Consider the following 18,685-nt stretch of genomic DNA (forward strand, 5'->3'; position numbering starts at 1 on the left):
AGACGCATCAAACAGGAAGCAAGCAATAGGAGCGAGAGATGAGTGAAGTGGTCGTAGCGCTGGACGGTGGCGTTCTCACCGTGACGATGGAGCGTCCGGACAAGAAAAACGCGATCACCAACGCGATGTATGGCGCGATGGCCGACGCGCTCGAGCGCGCGGAAAGCGATACTGCGATCCGCGCCGTGCTGCTGCAGGGCGACGGCGACAGCTTTACCGCAGGCAATGACCTTGCCGATTTCGCGGCGGTGTCGCGCGGCGTGCAGGGCGAGCGTCACGTGTCGCGCTTCCTCGCCGGGCTTGCCAAGGCGACGCGGCCGCTGGTTGCCGCGGTGCAGGGCAATGCGGTCGGGATCGGCACCACCATGCTGCTGCATTGCGACCTCGTCTACCTCGCGCCGACCGCGCGGCTGATCACGCCGTTCGTCAATCTCGCGCTGGTGCCGGAAGCGGCCTCGACCTATCTGCTGCCGCAGCGCATCGGCCATGCGCGGGCCTATGCGATGTTCGCGCTCGGCGAGCCGGTCGAGGCGGAGACCGCGGTCTCCATCGGCCTTGCCAATGCCGTGGTGCCGCTTGCGGATCTCCGCGCCAAGGCACGTGCGGCGGCGGACGCGCTGGCGAAGCGGCCGTTCGGCTCGCTCCAGCACACCAAGGCCTTGATGCGGGATCCCGCAGGGATCAGCGCGCAAATGGCGCGCGAGAGCGAAATCTTCCAGCAGCGGCTGATGAGTGCGGAAGCCCGCGAGGCCTTCGCCGCCTTTGCCGAGCGCCGCCAGCCTGATTTTTCCAGGATCGCCGGGTAGGCAAGCAGGGCCGCCCCGCCGGGGCGGCCCGATCGCTTTGGGGTTGACGGCATCGCCAGCATCGAACATCTCCTGTCGGGGCATGACGCAACCCGCGAGGCGAGGCATGGGCGACAGTTACACGCTGCGCGGCGATGGAATCGCCGCAATCATTCAAGCCCAGGGCGCCGAACTGTCGTCGCTCAGGAATGCCCAAGGCACCGAATTGCTGTGGCAGGCCGGCGCGCAATGGCCGCGCCACGCGCCGATCCTGTTCCCGATCGTCGGCCGGCTGAAGGACGACACGCTGCGCCACAACGGCAAGACCTATCCGATGACGCAGCACGGCTTTGCGCGCGATCGCCGCTTTGTCTGGGTCGAGCAGGGACCGCGATCGTGCAAGCTCGCACTCACCGACGATGCGGAAACGCGCGCACGCTATCCTTTCGCGTTCAGGCTGGAGGTCACCTACACCGTCGGTGACGCCGATCTCGACGTCGCCTTCGAACCGGCGACGACATCCTGCCCGCCTCGCTCGGCGGTCATCCCGCTTTCAACTGGCCGCTGGTGCAGGGGCTGCCGAAGGAGGCTTACACGCTGACCTTCGGCAAGGCTGAACGCGCGCCGATCCGGCGGTTGACGGGTGGATTGATGCGCCAGCAGCCTGAACCCAATCCGGTCAAGGGCAGAACGCTTGCGCTGTCGGAGGAACAGTTCGATGACGACGCGATGGTCTTCGATCAGGTCGCAAGTACATCGATCCTCTTCACGGCGACACTAGGCCCAGCAGCAGCCACCCAAGGCCCGGCGATCGAAATGTCCTGGCGCGGCTTCCGCGAGCTCGGCATCTGGTCGAAGCCTGGCGGCGCGCCGTTCCTCTGCATCGAGCCGTGGCACGGCTTTGCCAGCCCCGCGGAATTCGACGGTGAGTTCGCCGACAAGCCCGGCCTGATGCACATTGCGCCGGGCGCACGTCGGTCGCTGGGCTATCGCATTCGCGTCAGCTGAGGGGTCGTTTTCCCGATCGGCTCAATGCGCTGCGCGGGTGCTGAGCACGCTCGTGATGGCGCCGACCGATGGCGGATTTTCATGCGCCCAAGCCTCGTGCGCGGCCAGGTCGCGATAGTGTTCGGCCATGCGCAGCAGCCGCTCCCGGATCCCGGCATTTGCCTCGTCCTTGGCCTGATCGGCCAGCTGTGCGGCGCGTTCGAGAAGCGTTTTCGGATCGATCACGACAGGCTCCAAATCCGGTTTCGCCTAGCGGACAACTGTTACAGCCAAGCACAGTTCCTGCCATGGTTTGATGACAACGCCGGTGATGCGCCGCAGGTCCAACGTTCGATGCCGTCGAGGCTGCTCGGGAACCTAGTTGAACGCCATGCCGCCGCTCATCGCGATGGTCTGACCGGTCATGTAGGGATTGTTGACCAGCAGCATCACGGCCTGTGCGACTTCCTCGGCGGTGCCGAAGCGGCCGATCGGGATCCGGCTGACGAGGCCGCTCTGTCCTTTCATCATGTCGGTCTCGATCAGCGACGGCGCGACGGCGTTGACGGTGATGCCCTCCTTGACGAGGCGCGCGGCATAGCCGCGGGTCATGCCCTCCATCGCCGCCTTCGACGCGTTGTAGTGCGGCCCGATCGCGCCGCCGCCGCGCGCCGCGCCCGAGGAGATGTTGACGATGCGGCCCCATTTCCGGGTGCGCATCATCGGCAGCACGGCCTGCGTGCAGAGAAATGCCGATTTGAGGTTCACCGCGATGGTGCGGTCGAAATCCTCTTCAGTGAGATCGTCGACACCCCTGACGATGGCGATGCCGGCATTGTTGACGAGGATGTCGACCGGGCCGAGCTCGGATTTGGCGCGCGCGACGAGGCCCGTGACGGCCGCCGCATCCGAGACGTCGGCGGCGATCGCCACGGCCCGGCCGCCGGCAGCGATGATGCCCTTTGCCAGCGTCTCCGCTTCAGCCGACCGCTCGCGGTAATTGATGGCGACGGCAGCACCAGCCTCCGCCAGCATCTTGACGATGGCCGCACCAATGCCGCGCGAGCCGCCGGTCACCAGCGCCACATGTCCGTGAAGGCTGTTTGTCGTCATCGGCCGTCCTCCCTTGCGAATGCGGAGAGGTTCGCAAACGGGGAGCCGGGGAGCAACGCAACCCTGCTCAAATCTGCGTTGCCGCAGGCGCTCTTGCGGGCAAAAAACCGGCATCCGGAGCCGGAATCGGCCTTGCGTCCGGCGCGGGCCGGCGTCAAAGGTTGGGGCATCATTCTGTCCAGCCCACCCACGAGAGTCCGATGAGCAAACTGATTGTCCGCGCCGGCGATTTCACCTTTGACGCCCGTTTCGAGGAGCAGCTTGCCCCGAAGACGGTGGCCGCGTTCCGCAAGGCGATGCCGTTCGAGAGCCAGGCGATCCATGTGCGCTGGAGCGGCGAGGGCGTCTGGATGCCGCTCGGCGATCTCGACTTCGGCGTCTCCTATGAGAACCACACCAGCTATCCGGCGCCGGGCCAGATCATCCTCTATCCCGGCGGCATCAGCGAGACCGAGATCCTGCTCGCCTATGGCGGCGTGCATTTCGCCAGCAAGATGGGCCAGCTCGCCGGCAATCATTTCATCACGCTGACCTCGGGGCTGGAGAACCTCACCGCGTTCGGCAAGACCGTGTTGTGGAAGGGCGCGCAGAACATCCGCTTCGAGGAAATCTGATGTGACCGAGGCCCGCTATCCGCGCGATCTCCGCGGCTACGGCCGCAATCCGCCGGATCCGAAATGGCCCGACGCGGCGCGCGTTGCCGTGCAGTTCGTGGTCAATTTCGAGGAGGGCGGCGAGAACAACATCCTGCACGGCGATCGTGCCTCGGAAGCGTTCCTGTCCGACGTGCTGGGCGCGCAGCCTTGGGTCGGCCAGCGACACGCCAATATCGAGACCATGTTCGAATACGGCTCGCGCGCCGGCTTCTGGCGGCTGTGGCGGATGTTCACCGAGCGCAAGCTGCCGGCCACGGTGTTCGGGGTCGCGATGGCGCTGAAGCGCAATCCGGATGTCGTCGCGGCGATGCAGGAAGCCGGCTGGGATATCGCCAGCCACAGCCTGCGCTGGGTCGAGCACAAGGACATGTCTGAGGACGAGGAACGGGCGGAGATCGGCCGCGCCATCGCCGTGCACACCGAGGCGACCGGCGCGCGGCCGCTCGGCTGGTACACCGGTCGCTCCTCGATCAACACGCTGCGGCTTCTGATGGAGGCGGGCGGCCTGCGCTATCTCTGCGATTCCTATGCCGACGATCTGCCGTACTGGATCAAGGCCGCCGGCACCGAGCCGCATCTCGTGATCCCCTATACGCTCGACGCCAACGACATGCGCTTCATCAACCCGCAGGGCTTTGGCGGCGGCGACGAGTTCTACACCTATCTGAAGGACAGTTTTGACGTGCTCTATGCCGAGGGCGCAACGTCACCCAAGATGATGTCGGTCGGCCTGCACTGCCGCGTCGTTGGCCGTCCCGGCCGCGCTGCCGCGCTGATGCGCTTCCTCGATTACATCCAGAAGCACGACCACGTCTGGGTGCCGACCCGGCTTCAGATCGCCGAGCACTGGCACGCCAATCTGAAGCATCTCGCAGCGGACGCGTTCGAGATCGCCTAGCGCGGTTCCGCGTCAGCCGATCCAACGCGCCATCCCGAGTGTCCGAGTTGCACCGAACGAATTGCTGCGTTGCACAGACGTCAGAAGCGATCCGGGATTCCGCGCGTTAGCGGCCTGCAATGCGGGAGCAGGCGGGTTGATGCGGAATATCCTTGCCGAAGTGGAACACACGTTTCGATGGGTTCCCGATTGGGTCGTAGGTCTCGGCCTGATTACGGGCGCGATCGTCGTTGCGCTCATCGTTCACTCGATCGCGCAGCGTCTCGTCCATCGGATGGTTGGATCGAAGAACTCGGTCGCGCCGTTGCTGCTCGACCGGACATCGGGGCCGTCACGGCTGGCGCTGTGTCTTGCCGCCGTCGCGCTGGTGCTACCGCTGGCGCCGCTCGACGATCTGCTGCGGCAGACGCTCAGCCATGTCTTCGGCGTCGCCGTGATCGCGCTGGTTGGTTGGATCTCGATCCGGGCCGTCGATATGGCGTCGGCCAGGTATCTCAACAGATTTCGCCTCGACGTCGCCGAGAATTTCCTGGCGCGCAAGCACGTCACCCAGGTCCGCGTCTTCAAGCGGGTCACCGACACGCTGATCGTCATCATTGCGGTTTCCACCGCGCTGATGACATTCGACTCGGTCCGGCAATACGGCGTCAGCCTGTTCGCTTCGGCCGGCGCCGCCGGCTTGATCGTCGGTCTTGCGGCAAGGCCGCTGCTCAGCAATCTGATCGCCGGCGTGCAGATCGCTGTCACACAGCCGATCCGGATCGAGGACGCCGTCATCATCGAGAACGAATGGGGCTGGGTCGAGGACATCGCCTCCACCTATGTCGTGATCCGGCTGTGGGACTGGCGGCGCATGGTGGTGCCGCTGTCCTATTTCATCGAGCGTCCGTTCCAGAACTGGACGCGGGACGCGCAATCGCTGATCGGCGCAATCGCGCTGCATGTCGACTACAGCGCCGACGTGCCGGCGATCCGCAAGCGGCTGGAGCAGGTGGCCAAGGAGTCGCGGCTCTGGGACGGCGCCGTCGTCAATCTGCAGGTGATCGACACCCATCCGCGCACCATCGAGCTGCGCGCGCTGGTCAGCGCACGCAATGCGCCGCAGTCCTGGGACTTGCGCTGCGAAATCCGCGAGAAGCTGTTGGCGTTCATCCGCGACGAAATGCCCGACGCGCTGCCGCGGGATCGGGCGATCCTCGCGCCTGCCGTCGATGATTTCGGCCGGGCGTTCCTGCGCGGTGCGCCGGCACGCCAGCGCGGGGCGGCGCCGTCACGCAATTAGCTCATGACCTGCTTCAGTGCCCGGCCATATGCCGGCCGATCTCCGTGAGGTCGGCCTCGCTGGCGCGGGCCTCGTGCACGAACGCGCCGTGGAACATCACGACCAGCCGGTCCGACAATTCCAGCAGCTCGTCGAGGTCTTCGCTGACCAAGAGCACCGCAGCGCCCCGATTGCGCGCCGCCATGATCTCGGCGTGGATCTGCGCCACCGCCGCAAAGTCGAGCCCGAAGCACGGATTGGCCGCGATCAGGACCTCGACGTCGCCCGAGAGCTCGCGCGCCAGCACCGCGCGCTGCACATTGCCGCCCGACAGCGCCGCGATCGGCGTTTCCGGCGTGCGGGTCTTGATCTTGTAGCGGTTGATCTTGCGCTCGGCGTCTTCGCGGAACGCCGACCGATCCAGCCACCAGCCGCCGCGTGCGAACGGGGCGCGGTCGAATTCGCGGAAAGCGATGTTGTCGGCGACGCTCATGCCGCCGACGCAGGCGTTCTTCAGCGGCTCCTCGGGCAGCAGCGACATCTTGTGGCGGCGCATCTCCTCGCGGCTCGCCGCATAGGCTTCGCCCTGGACGCGGATCACACCGCTCTCGGCTTCGCGCTGGCCGGCCAGCACTTCGACCAGCTGGCGCTGGCCGTTGCCGGAGACGCCGGCGATGCCGACGATCTCGCCGCTCTTCACCGTCAGCGACACGCCGTGCACGGCGATCGCGCCGGCATCGTCGAGCGCGGTGAGCTTGTCGAGCTCGAGCCGCGGCGCGCCGGTCTCGCCGGTGCGCGGCGGCTGCACGGTCAGCTGCTCGGCGCCGATCATGGTGCGGGCCATCTCGTCGGGCGTGAGGTCGGCAACGCGGCCGGTGCCGGCGAGCTTGCCGCGGCGCAGGATCGTGACGTCATCGGCAAACGCCATCACCTCGCGGAACTTGTGTGTGATCATCAGGATGGTCAGTTCGCCCGCGACCACCATGGCGCGCAGCATGCCGAGCACCTCGTCGGCCTCGCCCGGCGTCAGCACCGAGGTCGGCTCATCCAGGATCAGGAAGCGGCGCTTCAGATAGAGCTGCTTGAGGATTTCGCATTTCTGCCGCTCGCCGGCGGAGATGTCGGAGACCTTTGCGTCGAGCGGCACCTTGAACGGCATCCGCGAAAGGAAGGCCTCGAGCTCCTTCTTCTCCTTGCGCCAGTCGACCACAGAAGGCACATCATCGCGCGCCAGCACCAGGTTCTCGGCGACCGTCATCGCCGGCACCAGGGTGAAATGCTGGTAGACCATGCCGAGCCCGAGCGCGTGCGCGTCCTTGGGATTGGCGATGGCCTGCTGGCGATCGCCGACGATGATATCGCCCTCGGTCGCGTGGTAATAGCCCATGATGCACTTGACGAGCGTGCTCTTGCCGGCGCCGTTCTCGCCGAGCAGCGCGTGGAACGAGCCCGGGCGCACCTTGAGCTCGACATTGTCGAGCGCAAGGAAATCGCCGAACCGCATCGTCATGGCGATGGCGTCGACGCCGAACGCGCCTGTGGGTAGCGGCGGTTCGCCGATGATCACGACAGCGCCCCGATCAGATCGGCGGACTTCGTCACCGCGCCGAACACACCGCCCTGCATCTTGATCATCTTCAGCGCATGATCGTGGTTGCTCCTGTCGGTCGCGCCGCAGCAATCCTCGACCAGCACGCATTCGAAGCCGCGGTCGTTGGCCTCGCGCATCGTGGTGTGGACGCAGACGTCGGTGGTGATGCCGGTCAGCACGATGTTCTCGATGCCGCGCAGCCGCAGCATCAGCTCGAGATCGGTGGCGCAGAACGAGCCTTTCCCCGGCTTGTCGATGATGGGTTCGCCCGGCAGCGGCGCGAGATCGGGAATGATCTCCCAGCCCGGCTCGCCGCGCACCAGGATGCGGCCGCACGGCCCGGGATCGCCGATCCCGGCGCCGATCTGGCGCGAGCGCCAGCGCTTGTTGGCGGGCAGGTCGGCGAGATCAGGCCGGTGGCCTTCGCGGGTGTGGATGATGTGAAAGCCCTGCGCGCGCATCACCGCGAGCAGCTTCCTGATGGGCTCGATCGGCGCACGGGTCAGCGAGAGGTCGTAGCCCATCTTGTCGACATAGCCGCCGACGCCGCAGAAATCGGTCTGCATGTCGATGATGATCAGCGCGGTATTCTCTGGCCGCAAATCGCCATTATAGGGCCAGGCGTAGGGCTCGGACTTGATGAAGCGCTCGGACATGGAATGATCTCGCTGGCTCTATCGGGTGATCGACAATTCGGCGGGCGCGCCGGTCAGCGTGCGCTTCGGCGAGCAGGTGATGATCATGATCGCCAAGGTGAGGATGTAGGGCGCGGCGTTGAACAGATGATAGCCGGAGGTGATGCCGACCGATTGCAGCGCGGGCCCGAGGGCTGCGGCGCCGCCGAACGCAAGCGAGGCCCACAGGCACAGCATCGGATCCCAACGCGCGAAGATCACCAGCGCCACCGCCGTGATGCCCTGTCCGGAGGAGAGGCCTTCGTTCCAGCTGCCGGGATAGAACAACGACAGGAACGAGCCGCCGATGCCGGCGAGGAAACCGCCGACCATGGTGGCGCGCAAGCGGATCAATAACACGGAATGGCCCATCGCGCGCGCCGCGTCGGCGCTCTCGCCGGCGGTGCGGATCAACAGGCCCCAGCGCGTGGTTTTGAACGCCCAGTACAGCAGCGGTGCGATCGCGACGCCGATCAGGAACAGCACGTTGATGCGCAGCGCCGCGCGCACCTGCGGCACGTCGCTCCACCAGCCGAAATCGATCGCCGGCAGCCGTGCCGCGGTCGGCTCGATCAGCGGCTTGCCGAGGAAGAACGCCAAGCCAGTTCCGAGCAGCATCAGCGCGATGCCGACCGCGATGTCGTTGACGCGCGGCAGCGAGCAGATGCCGGCATGCAGCGCGCCGAACAGCGCGCCAGTGATCCCGGCCGCGAGCACGCCGAGCCAAGGCGAACCGGAGAGATAGGAGATGCCGTAGGCGCTCATCGCGCCCATCACCAGCGTGCCCTCGAGGCCGAGATTGATGCGGCCGCTTCGCTCGGTGATGCACTCGCCGAGGCTGACGAACAGGAACGGCGTCGAGACGCGGATGGCGCCGCCGAACACGGCGAGCGGAACGGTCCAGAGCCCGAGCGATGCGTCCGCCATGTCAGGACTTTCCCTTCAGGAAGCCGATCCGCCCGTAGAGCGCGTCGCTCGCCAGGACGAACACGAAGATGATGCCTTGCAACACCAGCACCGAGGCGTCGGGCAGGCCGAGCCGCCGCTGCAACAGGCCGCCGGAGGCCGAGATGCCGCCGAGCAGGATCGCCACCGGAATGATCGCGAGCGGATTCTGCCGCGCCAGGAACGCGACAAGGATGCCGGTGAAGCCGTAGCCGGCCGCGAGGTTGGCATTGGTGCGGCCCTGCACGGCCGCGACCTCGATCATGCCGGCGAGGCCCGCGCTGCTGCCGGCAAGGAAGCAGACGGTCAGGATCAGCTTGCCGACCGAGAGCCCGACGATCTTGGCGGCGCGGATGTTGCCGCCGGCAACCCGCGCGGCGAAGCCGAAGGTGGTGTGATAGATCAGGATGTAGGCGGCGACGGCCGCAACAAGGCCGAACACCAGCCCCCAGTGCACGTCGGTGCCGGGAATGGTGCCGATCATGTTGGCGGCGCCGATCTCGCGGGTCGACGGCTTGTTGAGGCTCGCCGGATCGCGCATCGGTCCCTCGACCAGATGGTTCAGAACCGCGAGCGCGATATAGACCAGCAGCAGGCTCGAGATCGTCTCGTTGACCCCGCGATATTGCCGCAAGCCTCCGGACAGCGTGATCCAGAGACCGCCGCCGATCATGCCCGCGATGACCATCGCGATCTGCACCACGATCGGCGCCGCACCCTGCAGCGCCAGCGCTGCCGATGTCGCCGCCAGCGCGCCGATCAGCAGCGCGCCTTCGCCGCCGATGATCACCATGCCGAGCTGCGCCGGCAGCGCCGTGCAAAGCGCGGTCAGGATCAACGGCGCGGCGCGGGTCAGCGTGTTCTGCCAGGAGAACCACGTCCCGAACGCGCCGTAATACATGTAGAAATAGAGGTCGAGCGGGTTCTTGCCGTAGAGCGCGATGAAGCCGCCGAACACCCCGAGCGCGCCGACCAGCGCCGCGCCCGGGATCAGGATGTATTCGATGCTCGCGCCGTAGCGCTGGAGGAAACCGGGATCGGCGGCCGGAGCAACGCCGGCCGCCTCCACCGATTCCGCCGCCTCGGTCGTCACGCGGTGGCTCCGATCACGCCCTCGACCAGATAGTCCATCTTCTCGAGTTCGGGATCCTGCTGGCCGCGGTCGGTGCCGGAAGCAATCACCGTCTTGCCCTTGTTGTCGGCGATCGGACCCTTGAAGATGGTGTAGTCGCCGGACATGAACTTGGCCTTGACGTCGTCGGCAGCTTTGCGCGCCTCCGCCGAGACCATCTCGCCATAGGGCGAGACCTTGACGATCTCTTCCTTGAGGCCGCCGCGATAGAAGTTCGGGATCGCCTCTCCAGCCACGATCATCTTGACGAATTTCGGATAGAGCGCTTCCCAATTCCATTCGGCGCCGGTGAGATAGGCCTTCGGCGCCAGCGGCGACTGGTTGACGTGATAGCCGCACACCATCGCGCCGCGGCGCGCTGCGTTCTCGACCATCGTCTTCGGTCCGTCGACATGGCAGGTCAGCACGTCGACGCCTTGGTCGATCAGGCTGTTGGTGGCCTCGGCTTCCTTGACCGGCATCGACCAGTCGCCGGTGAAGATCACCTGCGTGGTCGCCTTGGGATTGGCGAGCCGGGCGCCGAGCGTGAACGCGTTGATGTTGCGCAGCACCTGCGGGATCGGCTTGGCCGCGACGAAGCCGAGCTTGCCGCTCTTGGTCGAATAGCCGGCGACGATGCCGGAGATGTATTGCGCCTCGTCGATGTAGCCGAAATAGCTGCCGGCGTTCTTCGGGTCCTTGTCGGTCCACAGCCCGCCGCAATGCTCGAAGCGCAGCTTCGGAAATTTGGCCGCCATCTTGAGAACGTGCGGGTTGTAGTAGCCGAACGAGGTCGGGAACAAGAGTGTGGCACCGTCGAGGTTGATCATGGACTCGATGGTCTTCTCGACCGCATCGGTCTCCGGCACCTTCTCTTCCTCGACCACCTTGATGCCGGGAAGCTTCTTCAGCGCCGCGGCGCCCTGCGCGTGGGCCTGGTTGTAGCCGTAGTCGTCGCGCGACCCGACATAGATGAATCCGACCGTGGTTTCCGCTGCCGCTGCGCCGCGAACGCCGAGCGTGCTGCCGAGCGCCAATGCTGCGCTTCCCTGCAATAAATGCCTTCTTGAAATCCTGCCAAAATCCATCGCCTGCTCCCTCCGGCGGGCCGGCCCGCCTGTCCTTGCCGCAGCCGCCATAGCGACGGCGCTTGACGGAGTGTCGCAAGCTTCGTGCCAGAGCCTGTTTGGCGATCACAATTCCATAAGCGTTTGAATATGAAAGAGAACGTTGAACGGCACGTGGCGGTTCGGACCGCGATCGGCGTCGATTTGCCTATTTTTCGAGCTATCTATCGGTGTTGTATGCAATACCGTTAAGCAGTCGCTAACCGCCGGACGGCCGATGCAAGTCCTCATGGGACGGGATGCTCAAACCGCGATTTGCCGGCTGGTGAATCGGATCGGGCCTGCTACGAGTGAGGCGGGCTGCAGCGCCGGGGCGGACTGATGGGAAACAGCATGAGCGAGACCAAACCGTCCTCGAATCCGTCGTCCCTTGGCGAGGAGATCGTGGCGCGGATCGATCAACTCGCGGCGATCTCCGAGACGCCGGAGTATCTGGCGCGCGTCTTCCTCACCGACGAGCATCGCAAGGCGGCCGATCTCATCCTGTCGTGGATGCGCGAGGCCGGCATGAGCGCGCATCTCGACGCCATCGGCAATGTCTGCGGCCGCTACGAGGGTGAGCGGCCAGGCCTGCCGGCCCTGATGCTCGGTTCGCACTACGACACCGTGCGCGACGCCGGCCGGTGGGACGGCCCGCTCGGTGTCATCACCGCGATCGCCTGCGTCGCCGATCTCAACCGGCGCGGCAGGCGGCTGCCGTTCGCGATCGAGATCGTGGGTTTTGCCGACGAGGAGGGCGTGCGCTTCGCCTCGACCCTGCTCGGCAGCCGCGCGGTCGCCGGCACCTTCGACGAGAGCGTGCTCAACACGCGCGATCGCGCCGGCACCTCGATGCGCGATGCGCTGATTCAATTCGGGCTCGACCCCGATCATATCGGCAAGGCGGCGCGCGCCCGCCGCGAGCTGCTCGGCTATGTGGAGCTGCATATAGAGCAGGGGCCGGTGCTGGAACAGAACGCGCTGCCGGTCGGCGTCGTGTCAGCGATTTCAGGCGCGACGCGGCTCGCTGCCAATCTCACCGGCGTCGCCGGCCATGCCGGCACCGTGCCGATGAAGCTGCGGCGCGACGCACTGACGGGCGCGGCCGAATGCATCGTTGCGATCGAGGAGTTCTGCAGGAGCGACGAGGCCGGCCTGGTCGGCACCGTCGGCTACATCAACGCGATGCCCGGCGCCACCAACGTGATCCCGGGCAAGGTGTCGTTCACGATGGACATCCGCTCCCAGAGCGACACGCATCGCAAGCGTGCTGTCGCCGATATCGTGCGGCAGATCGAGGCGATCGCAAGGCGTCGCGAACTCGCCTTGCAGATCGACGTCACCCACGAGAACCGCAGTGTGCCCTGCGCGCCATGGCTCAAGACGCAGATCGCCGCGGCGGTCGCGGCCGAGGGGCACGCCGTGTTCGAGCTGTCGAGCGGCGCCGGCCACGACGGCATGGCGATGGTCGACGTCGCCGATATCGGCATGATCTTCGTGCGCTGCCGCGGCGGGATCAGCCACAATCCCGCCGAGCATGTCGAGCTCGCCGACGCCGACACCGGCGCGCGCGTGCTGCTGCGCCTCGTCGAGAATTTCCGAGCGCACGGTACAGTGAATAGCTGAGGCCGCCGCGAGGCGGCAGGTACCGATCCCGGCTCCGCCAACCTCAACCCGTGCCGATTCTGGACAGGGCCGACGCCAATGCCGGCTTGGCTCCGCCTATTGCGGGAACATCGTGAACCGCTAGACTTGGCGTCAACGGGGGGAAGGACATGCGGTCGTCCGTCGTCCAGGACGTTCAGTTCCCAAAGCAACCGGCGCTGCAGCTGATCTATGACACGGCGCCGATCGGTCTTGCTTACCTCTCTCCGGATTGCCGTTACCTCCAGATCAACCAGCGGCTCACCGAGATATGTGGCATCTCGGTCGAAGGCCATCTCGGACGCACGGTGCATGATTGCGTGCCCGGACTCGCCACCGCGGTCGAGGGCATCGTTCGCTCGATCATGGAGACCGGAGAACCAGTGACCGGCGTCGAGGTGTACGGCCAGCGTCCGGGCCACAATGACGAACGATGCTGGATCACGCATTGGCATCCGCAGCGCGAGCCGAACGGCAGCATCGTCGGGGTCAACGTCGCGGCCGAAGAGATCACCGACCGCAAGCGCAGCGAACGCGAGATCCGCGCCGCGCGCGATGCAGCCGAGAAGGCCTTGCATCATTTGCAGGAGACCCAGGCGTCGCTGATCGAAGCGGAAAAACTTGCGGCGCTGGGTAGGCTGGTGGCCGGCGTCGCGCATGAGATCAACAGTCCGGTCGGCACCAGCCTCACGGTCGCCTCGGTGCTGGAGCAGAAATGCGCGGCCTTCGCCGCCGAGGCCGCGCGCGGCAAGCTGAAGCGCTCGACCCTCAGTGATTTCATCGAGGTGGTCGAAAGCGCGTCGGCGCTTTTGGTCGGCAACCTCAAGCGCGCGGCGGACCTGGTGCAATCCTTCAAACAGGTAGCGGTCGATCGCAGCTATTTCGACCGCAGCCAGTTCGATCTCGGCGAGGTGACCGAGCAGGTGCTTTCGAATTTGCGTCCGGCCTTGCCGAAGAACAATCTGGCGCTCGGGGTCGATTGCCCGTCCGGTCTTGCGATGAACAGCTATCCCGGCCCCTACGGCCAGGCGCTGACCAATCTGTTCGTCAACTCGGTCGTGCACGCATTTCCGGACGGCAAGGGCGGCACCATCACGATCCGGCTGCGCGCGCTGTGTACCGACCAGGTGGAGATCCTGTTCGCCGACGATGGCTGCGGGATGAGTCACGACGTGCTGCGGCAGGCCTTCGATCCCTTCTTCACCACGCGCCGCGACATCGGCCGCATCGGGCTCGGCCTCCACATCGTGCACAACATCGTCACGAACCGGCTGGGCGGCGAGCTCCTTCTGGACAGCGCCCCGGGCATGGGGACCAGCGTGCGGATCACGCTGCCGCGCCTGGCGCCGCAGCGCGCGATCGATCATTGAGGCCGGACTGGCGGGCTGAGAAGGAAATGCTCTCCGGCTTTCGGGCTGGAAAACGTCCTTCCAAGGTACCGGCGCAAAAGGCATTCCGTGACCCTTGCTTCTGCCCCCGTCGTCGCGACATTGTTGCGGTATTCTTTGTTGGTACGACGATGAGCCAATCCGCATTCGAGCCCTTCGGTGAGCCGGTTCCCGCGGTCGATTCCTCGGCCGCGAGCGAGGGTTTGTCGAAATGGCTGAAGACCGCGGGCACCAGCGTGTTCTGGGTGCTGGTGGTCGGCATCGTGCTGGCGCGCGCGGTCTATTTCGAGCCCGGCGTGTTCAGCTTCGAGCACGCGATTGCGTGGGCGCAGGGTCTGTTCGCCGCGCTTTAGCCGCCGGCATGCGCGGCGCCGTCTTCGCGGCCCGCGTCTCCCGAATGATCCCCTCGAACGCCACCGCCGCCGGCACGTCCAGCCGGCCGGGCGATTTCAATTGCCACAGCGTGCGCTCGATTTGGACGCCCTTGATCGGGATCACCTTGAGCTTTCCGAGCTTGACCTGATCGTCGATCGTCGCGACCGACACGATGGCGACGCCGACCCCGGCCGCCACCGCCTGCTTGATCGCCTCGGTGCTGCCGATCTCGAGCGTGCGCTGCGGTTCGACGCGGTGGGCGGCCAGCGCCTGTGCCACCACCTCGCGGGTGCCGGAGCCGGGCTCGCGCACGATCAGGATTTCGTCGTTCAGCAGGCGGACGTCGATCGGCCCTGTGGCGGCTGCGAAGCGATGATCCGGACCCGCGATCAGGACCATCACATCGGTGCGCCAGGCGGCGCTGATCAAGTTCTCGTCCTCGACCGGCCCCTCGACCAGCGCGATCTCGATCTCATGTCCCAGCATCAGCGCAGCGATGTCAGAGGTGTTGGCGCTCACCACATGCAGGTCGATGCCGGGAAACGCGCGGTGAAACACGCCGAGATATTCCGGGATCATGTAGGTCGCGATCGTGGTGCTGGCGCCGATGCGCAGCGAGCCGCTATCGAGATTGCGCAGTGCCTGCAATTCGTCCTCGGCGGCCCGCTCGGCCGCGAACAGCGTCTCGGCATGGCGGGCCAGCGCCGCGCCCTCCCGGGTCGGCCGCACCCCCTTCGGCGTGCGGTCGAGCAGCCGGCAGCCGACCTGCAGTTCGAAATCTCGCACGCCCTTGGAGATCGCCGGCTGGCTGATGTGCAGCAGATCGGCGGCGCGGGAGAAGCTTCCAGTTCTCGCCACGGCCGCGAACAGGCGGAGCAGGTGCAGGTTGAGGGACATAACTTCTCTCTATCGGGGCAGTTCGAAAAGATATTAGCCAAGAGGCGCCCATAGGCGCATAAAATCTTCTCTGAAAAGAGGATTTCGTGCCGCAACAAGAACAAGACCAGGGGCAGAAGCAGGGCGTGCTGAGGCGCGTATTCCTGCTCATTCCGGGCATTCTGCTCTGCGGGGTGGTCACGATCGTCTCGCTCGGCATCCAGGCCGCCGAAGAGCGGGTTTTCGAGCACCCCTATATCGAGGCCCTGGTCGTTGCGATCCTGCTCGGCATGGCGGTCCGCACCGCCTGGGAGCCCGCGGAGCGCTGGCGCTCGGGCATCGCCTTCAGCGCCAAGCAGCTGCTCGAGGTCGCGGTGATGCTGCTCGGCGCGTCCATCAGCTTCGCCGCGATCCTGGCCTCGGGCTGGCTCCTGATCGGCGCGATCGCGCTGACCGTCGTCATCATGCTTGCGGTGAGCTATGGCCTCGCCCGCCTGCTCGGGCTCAAGGCCAAGCTCGCGATCCTGATCGCCTGCGGCAACTCGATCTGCGGCAACTCCGCGATTGCGGCGGTAGCGCCGGTGATCGAGGCCGATGGCGATGACATCGCCTCGTCGATCTCGTTCACCGCCATTCTCGGCGTGCTGATGGTGCTCGGCCTGCCGCTGCTGATCCCGCTCTTGAAGCTGACGGCGACGCAATACGGCATCCTCGCCGGCCTCACGGTCTATGCCGTGCCGCAGGTGCTGGCGGCGACCGTGCCGGCCGGCATCGTCTCGACCCAGATCGGCACGCTGGTGAAGCTGGTGCGCGTCCTGATGCTGGGCCCGATCGTGGTTACCCTTTCGCTGCTCGTGGCGCGGCGGCGCAAGGCAGGCACCGAGGCCGGCACGGCCGAGGAGGGTCCTGCAAAGGCAGCCGCGATCAGCCCGTTCAAGCTGGTGCCCTGGTTCATCATCGGCTTTTTGGTGCTGGCCGCCCTGCGTTCGTTCCAGCTGGTGCCCGACATCGCAATCGCGCCGGTGACGAAGACGGCCGCGATTCTCACCGTCGTGTCGATGGCCGCGCTCGGGCTCGGCGTCGATGTGCGCGTGCTCTCGACCGTCGGCGGCCGCGTGACGGCGGCCGTCACGCTGTCGCTGATGCTGCTGCTGGCCCTGAGCATCGGCCTCGTGCACTTCTTCAAGTAGCCGCGAGGGGGCGCTACTCGGCGGCCTTCGCGGTCTTGCCGAACAGCCGGGTCGGTGCAGGAAAGCCGCAGGACGTGCCGTCGGTGATCTTGACCTGGTCTTCCCAGGGCAGGCGGAAGCGGCCGGACACCATGTCCTGCATGAAGGTGTAGGGGCAATCCATCGCGCCGCCCTTCACCGCGACATAGCCGCGGTGCCAGAGTTGATAGATGTTGTTCTCGACGCCCCAGTTGATCCGCGCCTCGCGCACGAGGTCGGGCCGCACCTCGGCGGTGATGATCTCGTCGGCCCGCCCCGTGGTCCCGTGCGCGATGATGCTGCCGTCGAAATTGACGATCATGCCTTCGCCCATCGAATCGAACGAGCCGTCCGAGCCGCACATGCAGACATTGGCCGTCACCATCAGGTTCTGGAACGCGTTGGCCTGGTTGGTGAAGCGCCAGCTGTCGCGGATCGGCGCGGTGTAGCCTGCGGTGCGGATCATGATCTCGGCGCCCTTGTAGGCGCATTCGCGCGCCATCTCCGGGAACATGCCGTCGTGGCAGATGATCAGCGCGATCTTCGCGCCCTTCGGCCCGTCGATCACGGGAATGCCGATGTCGCCCGGCTCCCACGGCTCGACCGGAATCCAGGGATGGAATTTGCGGTAGTAGAGCTTGATCTCGCCGTGATCGTCGATGATCAGCCCGGAGTTGTAGGGGTTGCCGTGCGGATTGAACTCCATGATGGAGAAGCAGCCCCAGATCTTGTTGTCGATGCAGGCCATCTTGAACGCCGCAACTTCAGGCCCGTCGAGCCGGCACATGATCTCCGGGTTGGTATCCATCGATAAACCATGCAGCGAATACTCCGGGAAGACGACCAGATCCATGGTGGCGAGATTGCGCCGCGCCTTGCCGACCATCCAGACGATGCGCTCGGTCTGCCGTGCCAGATCGGCCTTGGTCGCGACCGCGGGCAGCTGCAGCTGCACCAGTCCGATCACCACGCCGTTGGGTGATTTGTTGAGGCCGCCAAGTCCATTCATGCCTGTCCTCTCGCCTGTTTGAAATGGGCTGTCTTTCGCGAACGATGGTTTTCGTTCGGTCGGGCTTCCCGTCCGGCTTCCGGTTAGCAACGATCATGCCAGCAAGATCGAACGACCGGCAAATCAGGTGCCGGTGAGAGCGCGGGAGGATGGCGCGGAGAACGGCTGCGCGCGTGTCCCAACAGATTGAGATGCCGGACGTTTCGGGCGGTTGCGGTCGGCGGGCGTATCATTGCGCGATGGCACGCGGTTTGCTTAATCAGGCGCAGGTCTTCTCGCAGTCGGGGTGTGCGTCATGGCGAATTCAAGCGGGACAATCGCGGCGGAGCCGGCGCCGATCACGCTGGACTGGAGCAGGACCGCGCTCGTCATCATCGACATGCAGCGCGATTTCATGGAGCCGGGCGGCTTCGGCGAAACGCTCGGCAACGACGTCAGCCAGCTTGCCCGTGCGGTGCAGCCGATCGCCGCGGTGCTCGCGGCAGTGCGTGACGCCGGCTTGCTCGTGGTCCATACCCGCGAGGGCCATCTGCCCGATCTCTCCGATGCGCCGCCGGCGAAAGTCGAGCGCGGCGCGCCGTCGCTGCGGATCGGCGATCCCGGACCGATGGGGCGGATCCTGATCCGCGGCGAGGCCGGACACGACATCATCCCCGAGCTTTATCCGCTCGAGAGCGAGATCGTGATCGACAAGCCGGGCAAGGGCGCGTTCTACGCCACCGAATTCGGCGACATCCTGCAGAAATACGGCATCGAGAATCTCCTGGTCTGCGGCGTCACCACCGAGGTCTGCGTCAACACCACGGTGCGCGAGGCCAACGACCGCGGCTACCGCTGCGTCGTGATCTCCGACGGCTGCGCGTCCTACTTCCCGGAATTCCACGAGATGGGCCTGAAGATGATCAAGGCCCAGGGCGGCATCTTTGGTTGGGTCACCGATTCAGCCGCGGTGCTGCAGGCACTGACTGGTTAAAGCGCGATGAGATCGAGTTGAATCGTCATCGCGCTTTAGCTCCTTGTTTGAGCATGATCTTCTCGGAAAACCGCTTCACACTTTT

General features: G+C 65.8%; 18 protein-coding genes and 1 pseudogene. 10 read left to right on the forward strand and 9 right to left on the reverse strand.

Annotation, left to right across the window (positions count from 1 at the left end):
- Nucleotides 1–38: 38 nt before the first annotated feature.
- Complete coding sequence (locus AKN83_RS28905; protein WP_050404220.1) at nucleotides 39–806, forward strand: enoyl-CoA hydratase-related protein; 768 nt, start codon at nucleotides 39–41, stop codon at nucleotides 804–806.
- 106 nt (nucleotides 807–912) lie between these two features.
- Nucleotides 913–1,793 (forward strand): annotated as a pseudogene (locus AKN83_RS28910) (aldose 1-epimerase family protein).
- A 21-nt stretch (nucleotides 1,794–1,814) separates the two neighbouring features.
- On the opposite strand, the gene AKN83_RS28915 reads toward AKN83_RS28910, so the two are convergent.
- Nucleotides 1,815–2,018 carry a hypothetical protein gene (locus AKN83_RS28915; RefSeq protein ID WP_050404263.1) on the reverse strand — a complete coding sequence of 68 codons (204 nt, stop codon included), beginning with the start codon at nucleotides 2,016–2,018 and terminating at the stop codon, nucleotides 1,815–1,817.
- A gap of 132 nt (nucleotides 2,019–2,150) precedes the next feature.
- A complete protein-coding gene (locus AKN83_RS28920; protein WP_063695579.1) occupies nucleotides 2,151–2,885 on the reverse strand; it encodes an SDR family NAD(P)-dependent oxidoreductase in 735 nt (244 codons plus the stop codon).
- A gap of 200 nt (nucleotides 2,886–3,085) precedes the next feature.
- On the opposite strand from AKN83_RS28920, the gene AKN83_RS28925 reads away from it, so the two are divergent.
- From AKN83_RS28925 to AKN83_RS28935, 3 genes are all read left to right on the forward strand, one after another.
- On the forward strand, nucleotides 3,086–3,499 hold the full coding sequence (locus AKN83_RS28925) for a DUF3830 family protein (protein ID WP_021077459.1): 414 nt from the start codon (nucleotides 3,086–3,088) through the stop codon (nucleotides 3,497–3,499).
- Between the two features lies 1 nt (nucleotide 3,500).
- Nucleotides 3,501–4,439: an allantoinase PuuE gene (puuE, locus tag AKN83_RS28930; protein ID WP_050404221.1), complete on the forward strand. Its 939-nt coding sequence runs from the start codon at nucleotides 3,501–3,503 to the stop codon at nucleotides 4,437–4,439.
- 139 nt (nucleotides 4,440–4,578) lie between these two features.
- Nucleotides 4,579–5,721 carry a mechanosensitive ion channel family protein gene (locus AKN83_RS28935; protein WP_050404222.1) on the forward strand — a complete coding sequence of 381 codons (1,143 nt, stop codon included), beginning with the start codon at nucleotides 4,579–4,581 and terminating at the stop codon, nucleotides 5,719–5,721.
- Nucleotides 5,722–5,734: 13 nt separating this feature from the next.
- On the opposite strand, the gene AKN83_RS28940 is transcribed toward AKN83_RS28935, so the two are convergent.
- The 5 genes from AKN83_RS28940 to AKN83_RS28960 are packed head-to-tail and all read right to left on the reverse strand — an operon-like array spanning nucleotide 5,735 to nucleotide 11,109.
- Nucleotides 5,735–7,267, reverse strand: coding sequence for an ABC transporter ATP-binding protein (locus AKN83_RS28940; RefSeq protein WP_083992309.1), 1,533 nt, complete (start codon nucleotides 7,265–7,267; stop codon nucleotides 5,735–5,737).
- The gene (gene biuH, locus AKN83_RS28945; RefSeq protein WP_050404223.1) at nucleotides 7,264–7,947 is read right to left on the reverse strand and encodes a biuret amidohydrolase; all 684 of its coding nucleotides are present in this window, start codon (nucleotides 7,945–7,947) and stop codon (nucleotides 7,264–7,266) included. Before biuH ends, AKN83_RS28940 begins: the two co-directional genes overlap by 4 nt.
- A gap of 18 nt (nucleotides 7,948–7,965) precedes the next feature.
- Nucleotides 7,966–8,892 (reverse strand): ABC transporter permease, encoded by a 927-nt coding sequence (locus tag AKN83_RS28950; protein WP_063695580.1) that lies wholly within the window; start codon nucleotides 8,890–8,892, stop codon nucleotides 7,966–7,968.
- 1 nt (nucleotide 8,893) lies between these two features.
- Nucleotides 8,894–10,003 (reverse strand): ABC transporter permease, encoded by a 1,110-nt coding sequence (locus tag AKN83_RS28955; protein WP_050404224.1) that lies wholly within the window; start codon nucleotides 10,001–10,003, stop codon nucleotides 8,894–8,896.
- Complete coding sequence (locus AKN83_RS28960; RefSeq protein ID WP_050404225.1) at nucleotides 10,000–11,109, reverse strand: BMP family ABC transporter substrate-binding protein; 1,110 nt, start codon at nucleotides 11,107–11,109, stop codon at nucleotides 10,000–10,002. Before AKN83_RS28960 ends, AKN83_RS28955 begins: the two co-directional genes overlap by 4 nt.
- Before the next feature lie 372 nt (nucleotides 11,110–11,481).
- Here AKN83_RS28960 and AKN83_RS28965 point away from each other — a divergent pair, with 372 nt between their 5' ends.
- From AKN83_RS28965 to AKN83_RS28975, 3 genes are all read left to right on the forward strand, one after another.
- Complete coding sequence (locus AKN83_RS28965; protein ID WP_050404226.1) at nucleotides 11,482–12,753, forward strand: allantoate amidohydrolase; 1,272 nt, start codon at nucleotides 11,482–11,484, stop codon at nucleotides 12,751–12,753.
- 149 nt (nucleotides 12,754–12,902) lie between these two features.
- Nucleotides 12,903–14,141 (forward strand): ATP-binding protein, encoded by a 1,239-nt coding sequence (locus tag AKN83_RS28970; protein ID WP_050404227.1) that lies wholly within the window; start codon nucleotides 12,903–12,905, stop codon nucleotides 14,139–14,141.
- A gap of 149 nt (nucleotides 14,142–14,290) precedes the next feature.
- Nucleotides 14,291–14,512 (forward strand): hypothetical protein, encoded by a 222-nt coding sequence (locus tag AKN83_RS28975; RefSeq protein WP_050404228.1) that lies wholly within the window; start codon nucleotides 14,291–14,293, stop codon nucleotides 14,510–14,512.
- Here the strand turns inward: AKN83_RS28975 and AKN83_RS28980 are convergent.
- On the reverse strand, nucleotides 14,460–15,431 hold the full coding sequence (locus AKN83_RS28980; protein WP_050404229.1) for a LysR family transcriptional regulator: 972 nt from the start codon (nucleotides 15,429–15,431) through the stop codon (nucleotides 14,460–14,462). The genes AKN83_RS28975 and AKN83_RS28980 overlap by 53 nt on opposite strands.
- An 86-nt stretch (nucleotides 15,432–15,517) precedes the next feature.
- Here AKN83_RS28980 and AKN83_RS28985 point away from each other — a divergent pair, with 86 nt between their 5' ends.
- On the forward strand, nucleotides 15,518–16,600 hold the full coding sequence (locus tag AKN83_RS28985) for a YeiH family protein (protein ID WP_050404230.1): 1,083 nt from the start codon (nucleotides 15,518–15,520) through the stop codon (nucleotides 16,598–16,600).
- Nucleotides 16,601–16,613: 13 nt separating this feature from the next.
- Here AKN83_RS28985 and AKN83_RS28990 read toward each other — a convergent pair whose 3' ends face one another.
- Nucleotides 16,614–17,627, reverse strand: coding sequence for a formamidase (locus tag AKN83_RS28990; protein WP_050404231.1), 1,014 nt, complete (start codon nucleotides 17,625–17,627; stop codon nucleotides 16,614–16,616).
- Between the two features lie 295 nt (nucleotides 17,628–17,922).
- Between AKN83_RS28990 and AKN83_RS28995 the strand changes: the two genes are divergently transcribed.
- The gene (locus tag AKN83_RS28995; protein WP_050404232.1) at nucleotides 17,923–18,600 is read left to right on the forward strand and encodes a cysteine hydrolase family protein; all 678 of its coding nucleotides are present in this window, start codon (nucleotides 17,923–17,925) and stop codon (nucleotides 18,598–18,600) included.
- The last annotated feature ends 85 nt before the right edge of the window (nucleotides 18,601–18,685 follow it).

This window comes from Bradyrhizobium embrapense, assembly GCF_001189235.2.
Taxonomy (GTDB): domain Bacteria; phylum Pseudomonadota; class Alphaproteobacteria; order Rhizobiales; family Xanthobacteraceae; genus Bradyrhizobium; species Bradyrhizobium embrapense.

Coding starts and splice junctions, on each gene's coding strand:
- AKN83_RS28980 (WP_050404229.1), bottom strand. CDS start 15,431: ATGTCCCTCAACCTGCACCTGCTCCGCCTGTTCGCGGCCGTGGCGAGA.
- biuH (WP_050404223.1), bottom strand. CDS start 7,947: ATGTCCGAGCGCTTCATCAAGTCCGAGCCCTACGCCTGGCCCTATAAT.
- AKN83_RS28935 (WP_050404222.1), top strand. CDS start 4,579: ATGCGGAATATCCTTGCCGAAGTGGAACACACGTTTCGATGGGTTCCC.
- AKN83_RS28970 (WP_050404227.1), top strand. CDS start 12,903: ATGCGGTCGTCCGTCGTCCAGGACGTTCAGTTCCCAAAGCAACCGGCG.
- AKN83_RS28920 (WP_063695579.1), bottom strand. CDS start 2,885: ATGACGACAAACAGCCTTCACGGACATGTGGCGCTGGTGACCGGCGGC.
- AKN83_RS28995 (WP_050404232.1), top strand. CDS start 17,923: ATGGCGAATTCAAGCGGGACAATCGCGGCGGAGCCGGCGCCGATCACG.
- AKN83_RS28975 (WP_050404228.1), top strand. CDS start 14,291: ATGAGCCAATCCGCATTCGAGCCCTTCGGTGAGCCGGTTCCCGCGGTC.
- AKN83_RS28960 (WP_050404225.1), bottom strand. CDS start 11,109: ATGGATTTTGGCAGGATTTCAAGAAGGCATTTATTGCAGGGAAGCGCA.
- AKN83_RS28965 (WP_050404226.1), top strand. CDS start 11,482: ATGAGCGAGACCAAACCGTCCTCGAATCCGTCGTCCCTTGGCGAGGAG.
- AKN83_RS28925 (WP_021077459.1), top strand. CDS start 3,086: ATGAGCAAACTGATTGTCCGCGCCGGCGATTTCACCTTTGACGCCCGT.
- AKN83_RS28905 (WP_050404220.1), top strand. CDS start 39: ATGAGTGAAGTGGTCGTAGCGCTGGACGGTGGCGTTCTCACCGTGACG.
- AKN83_RS28950 (WP_063695580.1), bottom strand. CDS start 8,892: ATGGCGGACGCATCGCTCGGGCTCTGGACCGTTCCGCTCGCCGTGTTC.
- AKN83_RS28990 (WP_050404231.1), bottom strand. CDS start 17,627: ATGAATGGACTTGGCGGCCTCAACAAATCACCCAACGGCGTGGTGATC.